General features: G+C 72.5%; 6 protein-coding genes and 2 pseudogenes. 5 read left to right on the top strand and 3 right to left on the bottom strand.

Annotated features, from left to right (window positions below; all coding sequences use genetic code 11):
• Positions 1–7 precede the first annotated feature (7 nt).
• From LIV37_RS21825 to LIV37_RS53035, 3 genes and pseudogenes are all read left to right on the top strand, one after another.
• Positions 8–8221 (top strand): annotated as a pseudogene (locus LIV37_RS21825) (type I polyketide synthase); the annotation flags it as partial.
• Positions 8222–8575: 354 nt separating this feature from the next.
• Positions 8576–9553: pseudogene (locus tag LIV37_RS53040) on the top strand (beta-ketoacyl reductase); the annotation flags it as partial.
• A gap of 297 nt (positions 9554–9850) precedes the next feature.
• Positions 9851–10102, top strand: coding sequence for an acyl carrier protein (locus LIV37_RS53035; RefSeq protein WP_455569399.1), 252 nt, complete (start codon positions 9851–9853; stop codon positions 10100–10102).
• Positions 10103–10262: 160 nt separating this feature from the next.
• On the opposite strand, the gene LIV37_RS21820 is transcribed toward LIV37_RS53035, so the two are convergent.
• Entirely contained in the window at positions 10263–11189 is a 927-nt protein-coding gene (locus LIV37_RS21820; RefSeq protein ID WP_020869279.1) for a phytanoyl-CoA dioxygenase family protein, read from the bottom strand.
• Between the two features lie 197 nt (positions 11190–11386).
• Between LIV37_RS21820 and LIV37_RS21815 the strand changes: the two genes are divergently transcribed.
• The gene (locus LIV37_RS21815; RefSeq protein ID WP_121824653.1) at positions 11387–13027 is read left to right on the top strand and encodes an FAD-dependent monooxygenase; all 1641 of its coding nucleotides are present in this window, start codon (positions 11387–11389) and stop codon (positions 13025–13027) included.
• Between the two features lie 80 nt (positions 13028–13107).
• On the opposite strand, the gene LIV37_RS21810 is transcribed toward LIV37_RS21815, so the two are convergent.
• A complete protein-coding gene (locus LIV37_RS21810) occupies positions 13108–14601 on the bottom strand; it encodes an MDR family MFS transporter (protein WP_121824654.1) in 1494 nt (497 codons plus the stop codon).
• A 47-nt stretch (positions 14602–14648) separates the two neighbouring features.
• Between LIV37_RS21810 and LIV37_RS21805 the strand changes: the two genes are divergently transcribed.
• Positions 14649–15368: a TetR/AcrR family transcriptional regulator gene (locus tag LIV37_RS21805; RefSeq protein WP_020869276.1), complete on the top strand. Its 720-nt coding sequence runs from the start codon at positions 14649–14651 to the stop codon at positions 15366–15368.
• Between the two features lie 17 nt (positions 15369–15385).
• Here LIV37_RS21805 and LIV37_RS21800 read toward each other — a convergent pair whose 3' ends face one another.
• Positions 15386–18154, bottom strand: a complete 2769-nt coding sequence (locus LIV37_RS21800; protein ID WP_274596679.1) for a helix-turn-helix transcriptional regulator — start codon at positions 18152–18154, stop codon at positions 15386–15388.
• Positions 18155–18175: the final 21 nt, after the last annotated feature.

The following is an 18175-nucleotide window of genomic DNA, read 5'->3' as shown; positions in this document are numbered from 1 at the left end:
CGAACTTGTCGAGGCGCTTCGGGCATCCGTCAAGGAAGTCGAGCGGCTTCGGCAGCGGAACCGCCATCTGACCGAGACCTCTCGTGAACCCCTGGCGATCGTGGGCATGAGCTGCCGTTTCCCCGGTGACGTCCGGTCCCCGGAGGACCTGTGGCGGCTCGTGGGCTCCGGCGGTGACGCGATGGGCCCGCTGTCGGACGACCGGGGCTGGGACCTGGACGCGCTCTACAGCCCGGACCCGGACCGGCCCGGGACGAGCTATGTCCGCGAGGGAGGGTTCGTCCGTGACGTCGCCGACTTCGACGCCGGCTTCTTCGGCATCAACCCCCGCGAGGCGCTCGCCATGGACCCGCAGCAGCGGCTGCTGCTGGAGACGTCCTGGGAGGCGTTCGAACGGGCGGGGATCGACGCCACCGCTCTGCGTGGCAGCCGTACGGGGGTGTTCGTCGGCGCTGCCCAGCTCGGCTACGGGTCCGGGGCGAGCGCGGTGGACGACGAGGTGGAGGGCTATCTGCTGACCGGGGGAGCGGCGAGCGTGGTCTCCGGCCGGGTGGCCTACACCCTGGGGCTGGAGGGCCCCGCGGTGAGCGTGGACACGGCGTGCTCGTCCTCCCTGGTGGCGCTCCATCTGGCAGGCCAGTCGCTGCGGCAGAACGAGTGCTCGATGGCGCTGGTCGCCGGGGTGTCGGTGATGTCGGTGCCGACGATGTTCGTGGAGTTCAGCAGGCAGCGGGGGCTGGCCGTCGACGGACGGTGCAAGGCGTTCTCGGCAGCCGCGGACGGTACGGCCTGGGGCGAGGGCGTGGGCGTCCTGCTGCTGGAGCGCCTGTCCGACGCGCGGCGCCTCGGGCACCAGGTGCTGGCCGTGGTGCGGGGTACGGCAGTCAACCAGGACGGCGCCAGCAACGGGCTCACGGCCCCGAACGGTCTCGCGCAGCAGCGGGTGATCCGGCAGGCGCTGGCCGCCGCCCAGATGTCCGCCGACGCCGTCGATCTGGTGGAGGCGCACGGCACGGGCACTTCGCTGGGCGATCCGATCGAGGCGCAGGCGCTGCTGGCGACGTACGGCCAGGACCGGCCGGCCGACCGGCCGCTGTGGCTTGGCACGGTCAAGTCGAACATCGGCCACACCCAGACCGCCGCCGGTGTCGCCGGGGTCATCAAGGCGGTGATGGCCATCCGCCACCGTACGCTGCCGAGGACGCTGCACGTGGACGAGCCGACCCCGCATGTGGACTGGTCGGCCGGTGCGGTGTCGCTGCTGGCCGAGCCGCTGCCGTGGCCGGAGACGGGACGCCCCCGGCGGGCCGGTGTCTCGTCCTTCGGCATCAGCGGCACCAACGCCCACGTGATCGTCGAACAGGCGCCGGACGCACCGCCCCGGGAGGAGGCCGACCCAGCCGTTCGCCACGGCCTCACCGGCACCGCGCCGACGCCGCTGCCCTGGGTTCTGTCGGCCAGGAGCGGCCAGGCCCTCCGGGCCCAGGCGGAGCGGCTCCGCGCCTTCCTCGACGACCGCCCCGAGGCCCGTCCCGCCGACGTCGGCGTGGCGCTGGCCACGCTCCGGGCCGGGCTGGAGCGGCGGGCCGTGCTCTTCGCGGCGGACGAGGAGGGGTTCCGGCGGGCGCTGGACGCCCTCGCGGCGGACGAGCCGGACCCCGACACCGTGACGGGCACGGTCGCGGAGGGCGAGTGTGCTTTCCTCTTCCCCGGACAGGGTTCCCAACGCGTCGGCATGGGGCGGGAGTTGTACGAGACGTACCCCGTCTTCGCCGCGGCGTTCGACGCGGTCTGCGAGCGGCTGGAGACGGCGACGCCGCTCAAGGGCGTGGTGTTCGGGGCCGACCAGGAGCTGCTGGACCGCACCGAGTACGCGCAGCCCGCCCTGTTCGCCGTCGAGGTGGCGCTGTTCCGGCTGCTGGAGTCCTGGGGGGTGCGCCCCGACTATCTGCTGGGGCATTCGGTCGGCGAACTCGCGGCCGCTCATGTCTCCGGCGTCCTCTCCCTTCCGGACGCCTGCCGGCTCGTCGCGGCGCGCGGGCGGCTGATGCAGGCGCTGCCGCCGGGCGGCGCCATGGTCTCGGTGCGCGCCGCCGAGGCCGAGGTGCGCGAGTCGCTGACCGGCTATGACCAGGTCGCCGTCGCGGCCGTCAACGGCCCGGAAGCCACGGTGATCTCGGGCGCCGAGGCGGAGGTCGCCGCGGTCGCGTCGCGCTGGGAGGAGGCCGGCCGCCGGGTGAAACGCCTCAGGGTCAGCCATGCCTTCCACTCGCCGCTCATGGACGCGATGCTCGAACCGTTCCGCCGGGTCGCCGAGAGCGTGTCGTACGAGCCCCCACGGATCGCGATCGTCTCCGACCTGACCGGCCGCGTCGTCGGCGCCGCCGAGATCCGCACGGCCGACTACTGGGTGCGGCACGTCCGCGAGTGCGTACGGTTCCACGACGGGATGAGCCGACTGGCTGGCCAGGGCGTCGCCACCTGCCTGGAGCTCGGACCGGCGGGGGCGCTGTCCGCCATGGGGCAGGAGTCCGTCTCCGCGTCCTGCGCGCTGATTCCGCTGCTGCGCGAGGGCCGGCCGGAAGCCGCCTCCGTGCGCTCGGCCGTCGCGTCCGGCCATGTGCGTGGCGTCGCGGTGGACTGGACGGCGCTGCTCCCGGCCGGGGCCCGGCGGGTGGACCTGCCGACCTATCCGTTCCAGCGGCAGCGGTACTGGCTGGACGGCGGCGCCCCAGCGGGTGACGTCACCGCTCTCGGCCTGAGTTCGGCCGGACATCCGCTGCTGGGCGCCGCCGTGACACCCGCCGACCACGACGGGCTGGTGCTGACCGGCCGGCTGTCCCTGGCGGGGCAGCCGTGGCTCGGTGGACATGTGGTCGGTGACACCGTCCTGTTGCCGGGGACCGCCTTCGCCGAGCTCGCGCTCCGGGCCGCCCAGCTGACCGGCTGCGACCGCCTCGACGAACTCGCCCTGGAGACCCCGCTCGTCCTGCCCCGCGACGGGTCCGTCCAGCTGCAGCTGACGGTCGGGGCCCCTGACGACCGGGGACGGCGGCCACTGGAGATCTACTCCCGCCCCGGCGACGCGACGGCCGACCAGGAGGCGGACGGCTGGACGCGGCACGCACGCGGAGCCCTCGCGGCCACCCATGAGGCGGCCACCCGCGAGGCGGCCACGGACGGGTGCGCCTGGGCCTCGGCCTGGCCACCGCCGCACGCGGAACCGCTCGACGTGACCGGTCTCTACCCGGGCCTGGCCGAGGCGGGCTTCCGCTACGGCCCCGCGTTCCGGGCGGTACGGGCCGCCTGGGCGGTCGGCGACGACATCTACGCCGAGGTGGCTCTTCCGGAGGAACACCGGACCGAGGCCGGGCGGTACGGCCTCCACCCCGCCCTGCTCGACGCCGCGCTGCACCCGGTCTCGCTGCTCGCCGAACCCGGCCGGGCGGCGGCCCGTCTGCCGTTCCTGTGGACGACGGTACGGCTGCACGCGGCCGGCGCCGACACCGTCCGGGTACGGCTGTCGCCCTCGGCCGAGGACGCCCTGTCCGTGGAGGTGGCGGACGAGACCGGAGCGCCGCTGCTCTCGGTGGAGTCATTGCTGTTCCGTCAGGTGTCCGAGGAACAGTTCGCCGGTGCGGCGCGGGCCGCGCTCCGCCGTTCGCTGTTCCGGACCGTGTGGTCCCCGGTCGAACCGGCCGCCGGGGACGCGGCTGCCGGGGACACGTCTGCCGCGCCGGACATCCGGATGTGGGACGACGCGGTGGCCTCGGCCGGGCCGCCGCCGGACGTGGTGGTGGTCCCCGCTCCCGTCCCCGGCGGGGATGACCCGGCCACCGCGGCGCACACCGCCACCCGACAGGTGCTGGCGGCGCTCCGGTCCTGGCTGTCCGACGAACGGTTCGCGGGCACCCGGCTCGCCGTGGTGACCAGCGGGGCGGTCGCGGTGTCGGAGGAGGAGACCGCCGACCCGGCGGGAGCGGCGGTATGGGGGCTGGTGCGGTCGGCGCAGTCCGAGCACCCGGGCCGGATCGTGCTCGTGGACCTGACCAGCTGTGACGATGTGCACGGCCCGGGGCTCACGGGCGCACTGGCGGCCGTACTGGCCTCCGGGGAGCCGCAGATGGCGGTACGTGGCGGGACGGTTCTGGTTCCGCGGCTTCGTGGTGTGTCGGTGTCGGAGGGTGGGGAGGTTTTCGGGGCTCGGGGTGCGGCGTTGATTACGGGTGGTACGGGTGCGTTGGGTGGGGTGGTGGCTCGGCATTTGGTGGTGGAGCGTGGTGTGCGGCGGTTGGTGTTGGTGAGTCGGCGGGGTGTGGAGGCGCCGGGTGCAGTGGGGCTGCGGGAGGAGTTGTTGGAGCTGGGTGCTGAGGTGTCGGTGGTGGCGTGTGATGTGGGGGATCGTGGGGCGTTGGCGGGTGTGGTGGCGGGTGTGGGGGATTTGGCGTGGGTGGTGCATGCGGCGGGGGTGCTGGATGACGGTGTGGTTGGTTCGTTGACGGCGGAGCGGTTGGATGCGGTGTTGCGTCCGAAGGTGGATGCGGCGTGGTATCTGCATGAGTTGACGGCGGGGTTGGATCTGTCGGCGTTCGTGCTGTTCTCGTCGGCGTCCGGCACTCTGGGTGGCCCGGGGCAGGCCAACTATGCGGCGGCCAACGCCTTCCTGGACGCTCTTGCCGGCCGGCGCCGCGCCCATGGCCTGCCCGCGCTCTCCCTGGCCTGGGGCCCCTGGGAGCAGGGCGCCATGGGCATGGCCGGCGAGCTCTCGCGGGCGGACGCCGAGAGGATGCGGCGCGCCGGGCTCGGTGCGCTGTCCGCCGACGAGGGGCTTGCCCTCTTCGACGCCGCCCTCCCCGCGCGGGACTCCGTGCTGCTGCCGATGCGGCTGGACACCGCCGCGCTGCGCCACCGCCCGGACCACGTCCCGCCGCTGCTGGCCGACCTCGTCCCCGCGCCGGTGCGCCGTGCGGCCCGTGCGGCCTCCGGCAGCGCGGTACGGGACCGGCTGCGCTCCCTGCCCGCGGACCAGCGGGACCAGGCCCTGCTCGACTTCGTCCGTCGGCAGACCGCTGCGGCGCTGGGTCACCGCTCCTCGGACGGCATCGATCCGCAGCGCCCGTTCGGCGAGTTGGGCTTCGACTCGCTGACCGGTGTGGACCTGCGGAACCGGCTCAACGAGGCCACCGGACTCCTGCTTCCGGCGACGTTGGTGTTCGACTATCCGACGCCTGCGGCGCTGGCGGCTCAGCTGGGTGGTGAGCTGTTCGGTGGTGAGGCGGATGCCGTTGTGGTGCCGTCGTCGGGTGCGGGGGTGGCGAGTGATGAGCCGTTGGCGATCGTGGGGATGGCGTGCCGTTTCCCGGGTGGGGTGGAATCCCCCGAGGGGTTGTGGGACCTGGTGGCCTCCGGCGGCGACGGGGTGTCCGTGTTCCCGGTGGACCGGGACTGGGACGTGGAGGCGCTCTACGACCGGGACCCGGGACGCTGGGGGAAGAGCTATGTGCGCGAGGGCGGCTTCCTCTACGGGGCTGCGGAGTTTGATGCGGAGTTCTTCGGTATTTCGCCGCGTGAGGCGGTGGCGATGGATCCGCAGCAGCGGTTGTTGCTGGAGGTGGTATGGGAGGCGTTGGAGTCCGGTGGGTTGGTGCCGGGTGAGCTGCGTGGGCGTGATGTGGGTGTGTATGCGGGGGTGATGTATTACGACTATGCGTCCCGGCTGGGGGTTTTGCCTGAGGGTGTTGAGGGTTATGTGGGGACGGGGAATACGGCGAGTGTGTTGTCGGGGCGGGTGGCGTATGCGCTGGGGTTCGAGGGTCCGGCGGTGACGGTGGATACGGCGTGTTCGTCGTCGTTGGTGGCGTTGCATATGGCGGGTCAGGCGTTGCGGGCGGGGGAGTGTTCGATGGCGGTGGTGGGTGGTGTGACGGTGATGTCGTCTCCGGGGACGTTTGTGGAGTTCAGCAGGCAGCGGGGGTTGGCTGTTGATGGGCGGTGCAAGTCGTTTGCGGGGGCGGCGGATGGGACGGGGTGGTCGGAGGGTGTGGGGGTGTTGGTGGTGGAGCGGTTGTCGGAGGCGCGGCGGCGGGGTCATCGGGTGGTGGCGGTGGTGCGGGGTAGTGCGGTGAATCAGGATGGTGCGTCGAATGGGTTGACGGCGCCGAATGGTCCGTCGCAGCAGCGGGTGATTCGGCAGGCGTTGGGTCGTGCGGGTGTGGTGGCGGGTGAGGTGGATGTGGTGGAGGGGCATGGGACGGGGACGGTGTTGGGTGATCCGATTGAGGCGCAGGCGTTGCAGGCGGTGTATGGGCGGGAGCGGTCGGGTGGTGAGCCGTTGTGGTTGGGGTCGGTGAAGTCGAATATTGGGCATGCGCAGGCGGCGGCGGGTGTGGCGGGTGTGATCAAGATGGTGATGGCGATGCGGCACGGGGTGCTGCCGGGCACGTTGCATGTGGATGAGCCGTCGCCGCATGTGGACTGGTCGTCGGGTGGGGTGTCGCTGCTGAGGGAGGCTCGGGAGTGGCCGGAGGTGGGTGAGCGTCCGCGTCGGGCGGGGGTGTCCTCGTTCGGGATCAGCGGTACCAACGCTCACGTCATCCTGGAACAGGCCCCCGAAACCGGCCCCACCGAAACACAGCGGGAAGCGATCACCCCGGAAACCCGGGATAGCCCGGAAACCACCGTGACCCCGGAAATCTCCGAGATCTCCGAAACCTCCGAACCGCCCGACCGTGACCGCACCCGGCCAGTCGTTCCCCTTCTGCTCTCCGCGCGCTCCGCCCAGGCCCTCCGCCGGCAGGCGCTCCGGCTGCGCGACCACCTCATCGCCCACCCGGGACTGCGCCCGGTCGACGTCGGCTGGTCGCTGGTGTCCACGCGGAGCTTCTTCCCCTTCCGGGGCGCGGTGGTGGCCGCCGAGCGCGCCGACGTCCTACAGGGCCTGTCGGCGCTGTACGACGACCTCCCCGCCGCGAACACCTTCCACGTGAACGCGACCGCGACCGCCACCGCCACCGACCGCGGGACGGCCTTCGTCTTCACCGGCCAGGGCGCCCAACGGGTCGGCATGGGACGGGAGCTGTACGACACGTATCCCGTGTTCGCCGAGGCGTTCGACGCGGTGTGCGACCGGGTTCCGCTGCCCCTGAAAGACGTGGTGTTCGGAGCCGGCCAGGAGCTGCTGGACCGTACGGAGTACGCCCAGCCCGCCCTGTTCGCCGTCGAGACCGCCCTGCTCCGGCTGCTGGAGTCCTGGGGCATCCGCCCCGACTGCGTCATGGGCCACTCCCTGGGCGAGCTGACCGCCGCCCACGCCGCCGGGGTCCTCGACCTGGACGACGCCTGCGCGCTGGTGTCCGCCCGTGCCCGGCTGATGCAGGCCGCGCCGGACGGCGGCGCCATGGTGGCGATCCGGGCGAGCGAGGAGGAGGTGCGGGAGTCGCTGGTGGGCCTCGAGAGCTTCGTGAGTGTCGCCGCCGTCAACGGCCCGGCCGCCACGGTCGTCTCCGGTGACCTCGACGCCGTACTGGACATCGCCGACCAATGGGTCGCCGAGGGACGGCGCACCCGGCGGCTGAGGGTCAGCCACGCGTTCCACTCGCCGCACATGGAGGACATGCTGGACGAGTTCCGCGCCGTCGCGGACGGACTGACCTACCGCCCGCCGAGCATCCCCCTGGTGTCCAACCTCACCGGGGTGCCGGTGCCCGCCGAGGAGGTGTGCTCGGCGGACTACTGGACACGGCACGTCCGCGAGACCGTACGGTTCCACGAGGGCGTGCGGTCGCTGCGCGACCTGGGCGTACGGACCTGTCTCGAACTGGGCCCGGACGGCGTGCTGTCGGCGATGGCCCAGGACTGCCTGGCCGACGTGGCGGACGCGGACGACATCCTGCTGGTGCCCGTCCTCCGAAGCGGCCGCCCCGAGGCCGAGGCCCTGGTCGGCGCGGTGGCCCAGGCGTCCGCGCACGGCGTCCGCGTGGACTGGTCAGCGCTGTTCGCGGGAGCGCGCACGGTGGAGCTGCCGACCTACGCGTTCGCCCGTGACCGCTACTGGATGCGGGACGGCCGGGCGGACCAGCCCGCACCTCAGGAACGGGAGGACCGCTTCTGGGCGGCCGTGGAGTGCGGAGACCTCGGGACACTGGCCGAGGCGCTGGGCGTCACGGACCCGGACGGGCGAGCCACGCTCGACGCCGCGCTGCCCGCGCTGTCGGCTTGGCGGGCACGGGACCGTTCCCAGGACCTCCGCGACGGTCTGCGGTACCGGATCGGCTGGGAGCCACTGCCCGGCGTCGATGCCGACGGCCCGCCCGTGCTCGACGGAACCTGGCTCCTGGTGGTGCCCGGACAGCGGGGCACGGATGCCGTCTTGAGCGAGGGTGCGGCTCTGGGCGCGGATGCCGCCCTGGACGGGGACGGTGCCCTGGACGGGGACGCCGTCCCGGACGAGGACGACGTGGTCCGACGCGTGGCCCGGGGCCTGGAGCGGCACGGTGCGCGGGTCCGGCTGGTGACGGCGGACGGTGACTCACTCACCGAGTCCCTGAAGGCGGCCTCGGCGGACGCGGTCCGGGGGATGGTGGCCCTGCCCCGGACCGGGTCCTGGGCCGTCGAACTGGTCCGTGCGGCAGACGAGCTGGGGCTTGAAGCCCCCCTGTGGTGGCTGACCCATGGTGCGGTCGGGGTCGCCCCCTCCGAGCCCGCGCCCTCGGCCTCGGCGGCGCTGCTGTGGGGGCTCGGCCGGGTGGCCGCGCTGGAGCACCCCGAGCGGTGGGGCGGTCTCGTGGACCTCCCCGAGCGGCTCGACGCACGCGCGCTGACCCGGCTGTGTCGTGTCCTCACGAGCTCGACCGGTGAGGATCAGGTGGCCATCCGCTCCGCCGGAGCCCTCGGCCGCCGTCTGGTGCGCGCGGACGCCCAGACTGAGCGGAACACCCAGAACCCCCAGAACCCCCAGAACACCCAGAACCCCCAGAGCATCGAGAACCCCCAAAGCGCCGAGAACACGGAGAACACCGAGAACACCGCGGGACCGCGGTGGAATCCGGCCGGTACGGTGCTGGTGACCGGCGGCATTGAGGGCGTGGGTGCGCACGTCGCCCGCTGGCTGGCGGCCGACGGCGCGCGGCATCTCGTCCTGACCGGGGACGGCTCGGACTCGCACGGCCTCGCGGCGGAGCTCGGCGCGGCCGGTGCACGCGTCACTGTCGCCTCCTGCCCGCTGGACGACCGCGACGCGCTGGCGCGTCTGCTGGCGGAGTACCCGCCGGACGCCATCGTCCACACCGAGGGCGTGGTCGAGGACCACCCGGTCGTCGGGCTGCCCGGCGCGCGGTACGACGAGCTGGTGTCCGGTCGGCTGGCCGGTCTGACCCATCTGTACGAGCTCGCCGAGGACCTCGAACTGTCGGCCTTCGTCGTCTTCTCGTCCATCACCGGCACGGTGGGCGGTGTCGGCCAGGCCGTACGGGCGATGACGGAGGCGTACGCGGACGCCCTGGCCGGGCGGCGCGCGGCCCGCGGGCTGCCGGTCACCTCCGTGGCCTGGGGGCCGTGGAGTACCGACGCGCTCGCCGGCCGGCTGCTGGAGCTGGGGCTCGGCTCCCTGGAACCGGCGGAGGGGATCGCCGTGCTGCGCCGGACGGTCGGCGGTGCGGAGGGGACCGTACTCGCCGCCGCCGTCGACTGGGAGCGGTTCGGCGAGGTGTTCACCACGGCCCGCCCCAGCCGGCTGTTCGACCTTCTGCCGGAGTTCGCGACCGGGCGGCGCCCCGGGGCCTTCGACGCGCAGACCGGTCCGCGGACGGTGGCGTCGGAGCTGTGGGAGGCGTCCGGGCCGGAGCGCGACCGGATGCTTCTCGACGTGGTGCGCGGACAGGCGGCCGCCGTCCTGGGCCACCCCTCCGCGGCGGAGGTCGACGGCGAACGGGCGTTCCTGGAGATGGGGTTCGCCTCGCTCGGAGCGATCGAGCTGCGGGACCGGCTGACGGCCGCCACCGGGCTGACGCTGCCCGCGACGGTGGTCTACGACTGCCCGACTCCGGTCGCGCTGGCCGGATATCTGAGCGCGGAGCTGGCCGCGGCACAGGCCGCCGGGGAGTGAACGACGGAGAGGGCCCGTGGACAGTGGTGTCCACGGGCCCCTCTGCGCCGCGGTCTCCGACGACCGAACGGCCCCCGATGACCGAACGGCCCCCAGCAACCGAACGGCCCCCGAGGGCCGAAGCGTCCCCGAGGGCCGGACGGCCGGCGGCGGGCGGTGGTCAGCCCCTGCCGATCCGCCGCAGGAAGTGGCCCAGCCGCTCGGGGTCGGGCTGCTGTGCCTCCCACTGGCCCTCGTCCGTGTCGACGGCCGGCAGGACGCGGGGGAAGAGCGGTCCGCCCATCGGGTCGCCGGGCGCCAGCCCCGGGTCCCACAGGATGGGCATGACGCCCTTCTTCGGCTGGAAGGTGACGCCGTCGCCGAGCCAGCGGGACACGAAGGCCCGACGGCCGTGGGCCGGTGCGGTGCCGGTGGCCCCGTGCAGCGCGGCCGGGTGGAAAATCACCGCGTCGCCGGGGGCCAGATCCCAGGCGAGCAGGTCCTTCTCGTCCCAGGTGAGCACGTCGCGCCGGGTTTCGGGGCCCGGTGCGGCGGTCTCCGCCCGGTCCGACTTCATGGCCCGGTGCATCAGGCTGGAGGTGACCGGGGCCCGGTCCCGCTCCCAGCGGTGTGAGCCACGGACGACGGTCAGGGCGGCGGTGTCGGGGCCGCAGCTGTCCAGGGCGATCCACATCGCGCAGACCTGGTCCCCGTCGACGGGGAAGGACGTGGCGTCCTCGTGGAACGGAGTGGGCTTCGAGGTGCCCCGCGGCTTGGTGAACACCTGGTCGTAGAAGGCGGTGACGGTCCGGGAGCCGAAGAGCCGCTGGGCGACGCGGGAGGCCGGTGAGCGGAAGACGAAATCACGGAATGCCTCATGTGTTTTCCACATGAAAGCGTCGCCGTTCGCCTTTCCATCGGAGAAGTCGGCGGTCGCCTGCGCCAGTACGGATGGATTGGCCAGAACGTAGTCGACGGCCTCTGCTATCCGGCCCACCCACTCGTCGGAGAACAGTCCCGACGCTCGTATGGCACCGTCGTCGCGGTAGGCGGCCACCTCCTCATCCGTGAGTTCGCGCAACGGTGCTTCGGGGGCTTGCACGGTCATGGCCACCTCGTCCCGTGGAAATTCGCCGATCGCGGTGTCGCCGTAACGCTACTGACGCTTGTTGGTGACACCAACCCCTAATGCTGAAAATAGGGGCGCCAAGGGATGGAGTGAATGCTTCCGTGCGGCGTAGGGTCCGCCGACGTAAGGGTGGTGAGGTTGTGGCCGCCGTCCAACTGGTCTGCTGAGGTGATGAGTTGAGCCCTCAAGGACACGTCCGGGAGACGGACGTCATCGTGGCCGGAGCCGGGCCCACCGGTCTCCTGCTGGCCAATGAGCTGGCCCTGGCGGGGGTGCGGCCAACAGTGCTGGAAACTCTGGCGGAGCCCACCGGACAGTCCAGGGCGCTGAACCTGCATCCACGCACCGCGGAAATCCTGGATCTGCGCGGTCTGCTGACCGGTCTCCGGAAACACCCCATTCAGCTGGGATTTCTGACGCGCAGCTTCTTCGCCGGAATTCCGGTGGCCCTCGACAATGAACCGTTCGGGTCCCGGTATCCCCAGCAGATCGGCGTTCTGCAATCGCGGGTGGAAGCGATGCTGGAGGAACGGCTGGACACCGTTCATGGAATCACCGTGGAGCGCGGCCGGGAACTCGTCGGCTTCGAGCAGGACGAGCACGGCGTTACGGCCACCGTCCGGGGACCGGACGGGTCGGAGACGCCGTTGCGTGCCCGCTACCTCGTGGGGTGCGACGGTTCGCGGAGCAGGGTGCGCAGGGTGCTGGACCTGCCGTTCGACGGCACGGACGGCGGCCCCCAGACCCGGGTGGCGGCCGATGTCGTGCTGGTGCGGCCGCCCGAGAAGTGGTTCGAGGGCCAGGGCCCGCACGACGGGGTCGGCGAGGTGGACGGCCGGGATGTCCGGATGCTGCCGGACGTGGGACTGACCGGCATGATCACCTTGAGCGAGGGCGGCCGTCAGACGCACTTCTCGCTGGTGGGGCTGGAGAACGACGTCTACCGGCTGATGTTCTCCGACCCGGAGCAGACGGGCGGCCGGGCGATCCTCCGGGACGCCCCGATCACCGAGCAGGAGGTCCAGGACGTCCTCCGTGCCGTCGGCGGTCCTGCCGCCGAGATGAAGGAACTGCTGTGGGCCTCCCGGTTCGGCGACGCCTGCCGGCAGGTGGACCGGTACCGAGTGGGGCGGGCGCTGCTCGCCGGGGACGCCGCCCACATCGTCTTCCCGATCGGTGGCCAGGGCATGAACCTCGGGCTGCAGGACGCCTTCAACCTCGGCTGGAAGCTGGCCGCCGCGGTCAAGGGCTGGGCGCCGGACGGGCTCCTGGACACCTACCACGGCGAACGCCACCCGGTGGCCGCCGCGATCCTGGGCTCGGCCCGCGCGCAGTCCACCCTGCTGAGCCGGGAGCAGGACATGACGGCGCTGCGCGACCTGCTGACCTCGCTCGTGGACCTGCCGGAGACCAACCGCTATCTGGCGGGTCTCACCTCGGGTCTGACCATCCGCTACGACGCGTCCGACGGCGACGGCCACCCTCTGGTGGGCGGGCTGATGCCGGATCTGGACCTGACCGTGGGCGGCGAACCGGTGCGCTTCAGCGAGCTGATGCACACGGGCCGGGGCGTGTTGCTGGAGTTGTCGGAGGAGGTGGCGGACGAGGCGGCGGAGGCCGACGGCCCCGGCCGGCTGGCGTCCGCCCTGCACGGCCGGGCCGACCGGATCGGCCATGTGGTGGCCGGTCCGGTGGCGGGGCTGGACGTATCGGCCGTGCTCATCAGGCCGGACGGCCATGTGTGCTGGGCGGCCCAGGAGGACACCGGTCCGGACGACGCTGCCCTGCGCACGGCGCTGACCCGCTGGTTCGGCTGACGGCCCCGGCCCGGCCGCCCGGACGCGGGGTGCCCGGCGGTCCTCGGGACGGATCGCCGGGCGGCCCGGCGCCGGACGCCTCACCGCTCGGCGGCGGCGGGCTCCGGAGTGGGCCTGGCGGGCTCCCGCTTCTTCACCTGGGGGAGGAGCAGGGCCGGTACCAGGGTGAGGGCGGTGAAGCCCAGGACCCACCAGAAGGTGGTGTCGAACGCCTTGGTCAGCGAGTCGGGGTCCGGCTGCCCGCCGTCGCTGTGCCGGATGATCTGGCGCTGCAGGATGACCGAGAGCACCGCGGTGCCGAACGAGCCGCCCAGCCGCTGGATCACCGAAATGGCGCTGGTGGCCCGGGGGATGGCGGCCGGCTCCAGCCCCTGGTAGGCCGCGCTCATGATGGGCACCATCGAGGCCGCGATGCCGATCCCCCAGACCAGCAGGGACGCGCTGAGCAGCCACACGCTGGTGTCCGGCTGGACCTGGGTGTAGGCGAGGGTGCCGGCCACGCCGATGGCGACACCGGTGAGCACGATGGGCCGGGAGCCGATCCGGTCGGTCAGCTTGCCGACGTAGGTCAGCGCGATGATGGTGCCGATGGACTGCGGTGCGAGCAGCAGGCCCGCGTCGAGCGCGCTCTTGTCGCGCACCTGCTGGTAGTAGAGCGGCATCAGCAGCATCGCGCCGAAGACGGACATGCCGCCGAGGAACATCAGCAAGGTGGCCGCGGTGAACGACCGGTGCCGGAACAGCCGCAGGTCCAGGACCGGGGTGATCCGGGTGCGCAGCGCATGGGCCGCGAAGGCGGCCAGCAGAACCGCGCCCAGCGACAGGGAGACCACCACCGGGGCCGCCCCGAACCCCGCGGGCCTGCTGGTCTGCGACAGCCCGTAGATGACCGCCGCGAGGCCGGGGGACAGCAGCGCCAGCCCGAGCACGTCCAGCCGGGCGGCGGTGTCGCTCCTGGTGTCGCGCGGAACGCCCCGCCGGGCCAGCAGCAGGGCGATAGCGCAGATGGGCACGTTGACGTAGAAGATCCAGCGCCAGCTGACGGAGTCGATGATGGCGCCGCCGACCAATGGACCGACGATCGGGGAGAGATGGCCGGGCACCGCCACGATGCTCATGATGCGGCCGATCCGCTGGGGACCGGCCGCGCGGACCAGGATGGTCTGCATCACCGGGGTGATCAGGCCGCCGCCGATGCCCTGGAGGACCCGGAAGGCGATCAGGCTGCCGACCGACCACGCGGCGCCGCAGAGCGCGGACCCGCCCAGGAAGGCGGTCAGCGAGAAGAGCCACATCGTGCGGGCGCCGAAGCGCTCCACGGCCCAGCCGGTGAGCGGGATGACCGCGGAAAGCGCGAGCAGATACCCGGTGCTGGCCCATTGGATGGTGGAGATGTCGGTGTCGAACTCGCGCGAGAGGCCGTCGATCGCGACGCTGACGATCGTGGTGTCCAGCATCGAGGCGATGGCGCCGATCACCAGGATCACACCGAGTCGGATGAGCGCGGGGTCCAGCCGGTCGGATGCGGATTGCTCGGGGGCGGAAGGAGCGGCCCCCGCGGACGGGCTAGTCATGCGAGGGACTCTACACCGTGTGGTGTAGTTGCTGTACCCTCCTCATTGTGGTTACCAACGCACGGAGCGCCCCGCCGCCCGCAGCCGCCGCCGGGGACCGTCCGGCGTCCGGCGCGGGCAAGCGGCTGCGTCAGGGCTCCCCGAAGAAGCGCGCGGCGATCGCACGGGCGGCGTTCGAGCTGTTCGTGGCCCATGGGGTGGCCGGCACCAGCGTGGATGCCGTCGCCGCCGAAGCGGGCGTCTCCAAGCGCACGGTCTACGACTATTACGGCAGCAAGGAGCGGCTGTTCCTCTCCGTCATCGAGGACGCCGAGGAGGCGTACGCGGAGCAGTTCTCGGAGATCCTGGACCGTACCCTCGGGGAGGACAGCGCCCTCGGAGAGGCCGACGACATCGAGGCGCCCCTGGTCCGCTTCGGCTGCGAGCTGGGCACCACCGTGGCGCGCTCGGTGGGCCGCGCCGCGGCGATCCGGCTGGTGATCACCGAGGCGCCCCACTTCCCCGCGCTGCTCGACCGCTGGCGGGGGCCGGGCATCGAGCAGCGGGCCCTGGCCGAGCGGCTGGGGGAACTGGCCGAGCGCGGTGCCCTCGCCGTGCCCGACCCGGTGGAGGCCGCCGCCCACTTCGGAGCGCTGGTGACCAGCAGCGTGAACCACCGTTCCCTTTTCGGCGTCGTGCCCGTGGGCGACGCCGAGATCGAGCGGATCGTCGTCAGCGGCGTCCGCGCGTTCCTCCGCGCCTACGGCCCTCACCGGCCGGTCTCCTGACAGGGCGCGGCATGCCTTTACGTCGTCGCCGCGCCGCTCGGCTGCAGCCAGACGGGCAGATCCACCCGGCTGCGCACGTCGAGCTTGCGGTACGCCCTGGTCAGGTGCTGCTCCACGGTGCTGACCGTGATGTAGAGCTTGCGGGCGATCTCCCGGTTGGTGTGCCCCTTGGCCGCGAGGGTGGCCACCCGCCGCTCCGCGTCGCTCAGCGCGGTCACCCCCGCCGTGTCGATCAGGGGCGCGGCGTCCTCCTCCGCCAGGCACACCGACAGCCGCTCCCGCAGCACGTCCGTACGGCACTCGGTGGCGACGTGCCACGCTCTGCGCGCCATCATCCGGGCCCGGTCGGACTCCCCGAGCGCGTAGTGGGCCTCGCTGAGATCGGTGAGGGTCTCCGCCAATTCCAGTCTGTCGCCCTGCTCCTGGAGCTCCTCGGCGGCCTTGCGCAGCAGATGCGGCCGCTGTTTGAGCTCGCTGCAGGCGGCCAGCGTGCGCAGGGCGATGCCATGGGTGCGGGAGCCACGGGTGAGGGGCCGGGTGAGCTGCTCCTCGGCCAGCCGCCGCGCCTGCCGCACGTTTCCCAGCCGCAGATGGATCCGCGCGGCGTCGGCGCGCCAGGGCAGGAAGCCCGGCAGGTCCATGTCCCAGGCGGCCAGGAGCTCACCGCAGGTGGTGAGGTCGCTCAGGCCGGCCTGCAGCCGGTTGGCCGCCAGGTGGCAGCGGCCCCGCGCGTACAGGTAGAGCACCCCCCAGCGGGTCTGGAACACCTCCGGTGGCGCCGCCCGGGTCAGCTCCTCGGCTTCGGCGTGGCGTCCGAGCGAGGTCAGGGCCTGCAGCAGGATGCCCAGTGGTGCGCCGAGGGCCACGCCCCAGCTGCGGTCGGATATCGCGCCGAGGGCGGAGCGGGCGTGCTGCTCGGCGGCCTCGGGGTCGCCCTGGCGCAACGCGATGTCGGCGCGGACCGCGGACAGTATCGCCTGCCAGGCGGGGACGTGCCGGGCGCGGGCCTCGGCCAGCAGGGCGTCGCACCAGGGCGCCGCCTTGTCCAGCCGGTCCGCGTAGGTCAGGGTCAGCAGCGCGGGGATCACCGGGTCCATGACCGCGTGGCCGAGGTGGCAGCTCTGCAGCACCTGTTCGGCGGCGGTGACGGCCTTGGCGTGGGTGTCCTGCCGCAGCACGGTGGTGAACGCGGTCAGGGCCCGCAGCCGCATGTCCGTCGCGGCGGCCTCGCTCAGCGAGTCGTCGGGATGGGGAAAGCCGGACGGCTCGGGAGCGCGGCGCAGCAGCACCGGGTAGGAGCAGCCCGCCCACAGCCTGAGGATGTGCAGTTCGGTCACGGCCTGGGAGTCCGAGCGGTCGACCGTCGCGTAGAGCTGGTTGAGCGCGTCGATGGCGTGCGCCAGCTCGCCGTTCCACAGCAGGAGGCCGACCGGGGCGGTGACGTCGGTCTCCATCACTCCGGCGCGGACGGCCTCGATCAGCTCGGGCAGCAGCCGGGCGGCGGCCGAGGGGTTGAGCCGCCATTCGACCTCGGCGAGCAGGGTGGTGACGGCGGCCTGCTGGCGTTTGTCGGCGCAGTTCCGCCGGGCCAGCTTGAGCAGCTTGATCGCCTGCTCGACCTGGTCCCCGACCAGCGCCTGGTCCGCCGCTTCCCGCAGCACCGGCACCGTCCAGGGCGCATCGGTCTGGTTCGAGGTGATCAGGTGGGCGGCGACGGTCGTCGCCTGGGCGCCCTCCTGGTAGAGCAGCTCGGCGGCCCGGCGGTGCAGACGCGTGCGGTCCTTCCCGGCGATGTTGTCGAGAACGGCGGTGCGGGCGGCCGGATGCCGGAAGTGGCCGTCCGCCAGCAGCCCGGCCATGGTCAGCACCTCCACGATGTGGTCGGCCTGGTGCGGTTCGATGTCGAGCAGCCGGGCCAGCAGTGCGGGGGTGCCGGCGTCGTCGAGCACCGCGAGCCCCTGGGCGCCCTCGAGCACATCGGGTCCACAGCGGTGGACACAGACCAGCACGGCCTCCCGGAAGGCGTCGGCGACGACGGGCCCGGCCAGGTCCTCCGTGGAGACCCGCCCGGCGACCGTGGCATGGTCCTCGATCAGCGCGCGGATCAGCAGCGGATTGCCCCCGCTGATCTCCGCGCAGGCGGTGGGCAGCGGGCTGGACGGCCAGGTGTCCGTGTGGTCCGCGAGCAGTTCGGCGACACCGGCGGGGGACAGCGGCCCCAGCCGGATGCGGCGGCAGTGGGAGTGGCTGATCAGTTCGGCGCGGAAGGAGTCGAGCGCGGGCTCCAGCACCGCCCACTCGTTCAGCACGATGAGGATCGGCTCCGCCGCGAGGCGCCTGGTCAGGTAGGACAGGAATTGCAGGGACAGTCGGTCGGCGTACTGGACATCGTCGATCCCCACGACGAGGGGGCCCTGGGTGGTCAGCTCCAGGAGCAGGGTGCAGAACTCGTGAATGACGCGTGCGTGCTGTTGCTCAAGGGTTTCCGAGTCTTGATCGGGCCGTTCCGTCACACATTCGGCGCTCAGCCGGGCGCTTCGCTGCGACTGGCTTGCCGACAGCGGGGCGCTGTCTAATAGCTGCCCCACCACACCGAGCGGCAGGAGCTGCTCGGCGCGGGACGCGCCGGCATGGAGGAACAGCGCTCCCGCGTCTTTGACATCCCGGGCGAAGGTGTTCAGCAGGCTGGTCTTTCCACAGGCCACTGCCCCCGTCACCAGAGTGACCCCTCCTTCGCCTGCGAGGCAGGTCGACAGCATGGATCGTAGCTGAGTGAGTTCGCCCATCCGTTCGGCCAGCTCCACAAA

Origin of the sequence: Streptomyces rapamycinicus NRRL 5491, assembly GCF_024298965.1 — a bacterium.
Classification (GTDB): domain Bacteria; phylum Actinomycetota; class Actinomycetes; order Streptomycetales; family Streptomycetaceae; genus Streptomyces; species Streptomyces rapamycinicus.
The sequence above is the reverse complement of the archived record's forward strand: the minus strand, read 5'-3'. Positions and strand labels throughout refer to the sequence as shown.

Excerpts from the sequence above, each read along its gene's own strand:
- LIV37_RS21800 (WP_274596679.1), bottom strand. The coding sequence starts at position 18,154 with ATGGGCGAACTCACTCAGCTACGATCCATGCTGTCGACCTGCCTCGCA.
- LIV37_RS53035 (WP_455569399.1), top strand. The coding sequence starts at position 9,851 with ATGCTTCTCGACGTGGTGCGCGGACAGGCGGCCGCCGTCCTGGGCCAC.
- LIV37_RS21820 (WP_020869279.1), bottom strand. The coding sequence starts at position 11,189 with ATGACCGTGCAAGCCCCCGAAGCACCGTTGCGCGAACTCACGGATGAG.
- LIV37_RS21810 (WP_121824654.1), bottom strand. The coding sequence starts at position 14,601 with ATGACTAGCCCGTCCGCGGGGGCCGCTCCTTCCGCCCCCGAGCAATCC.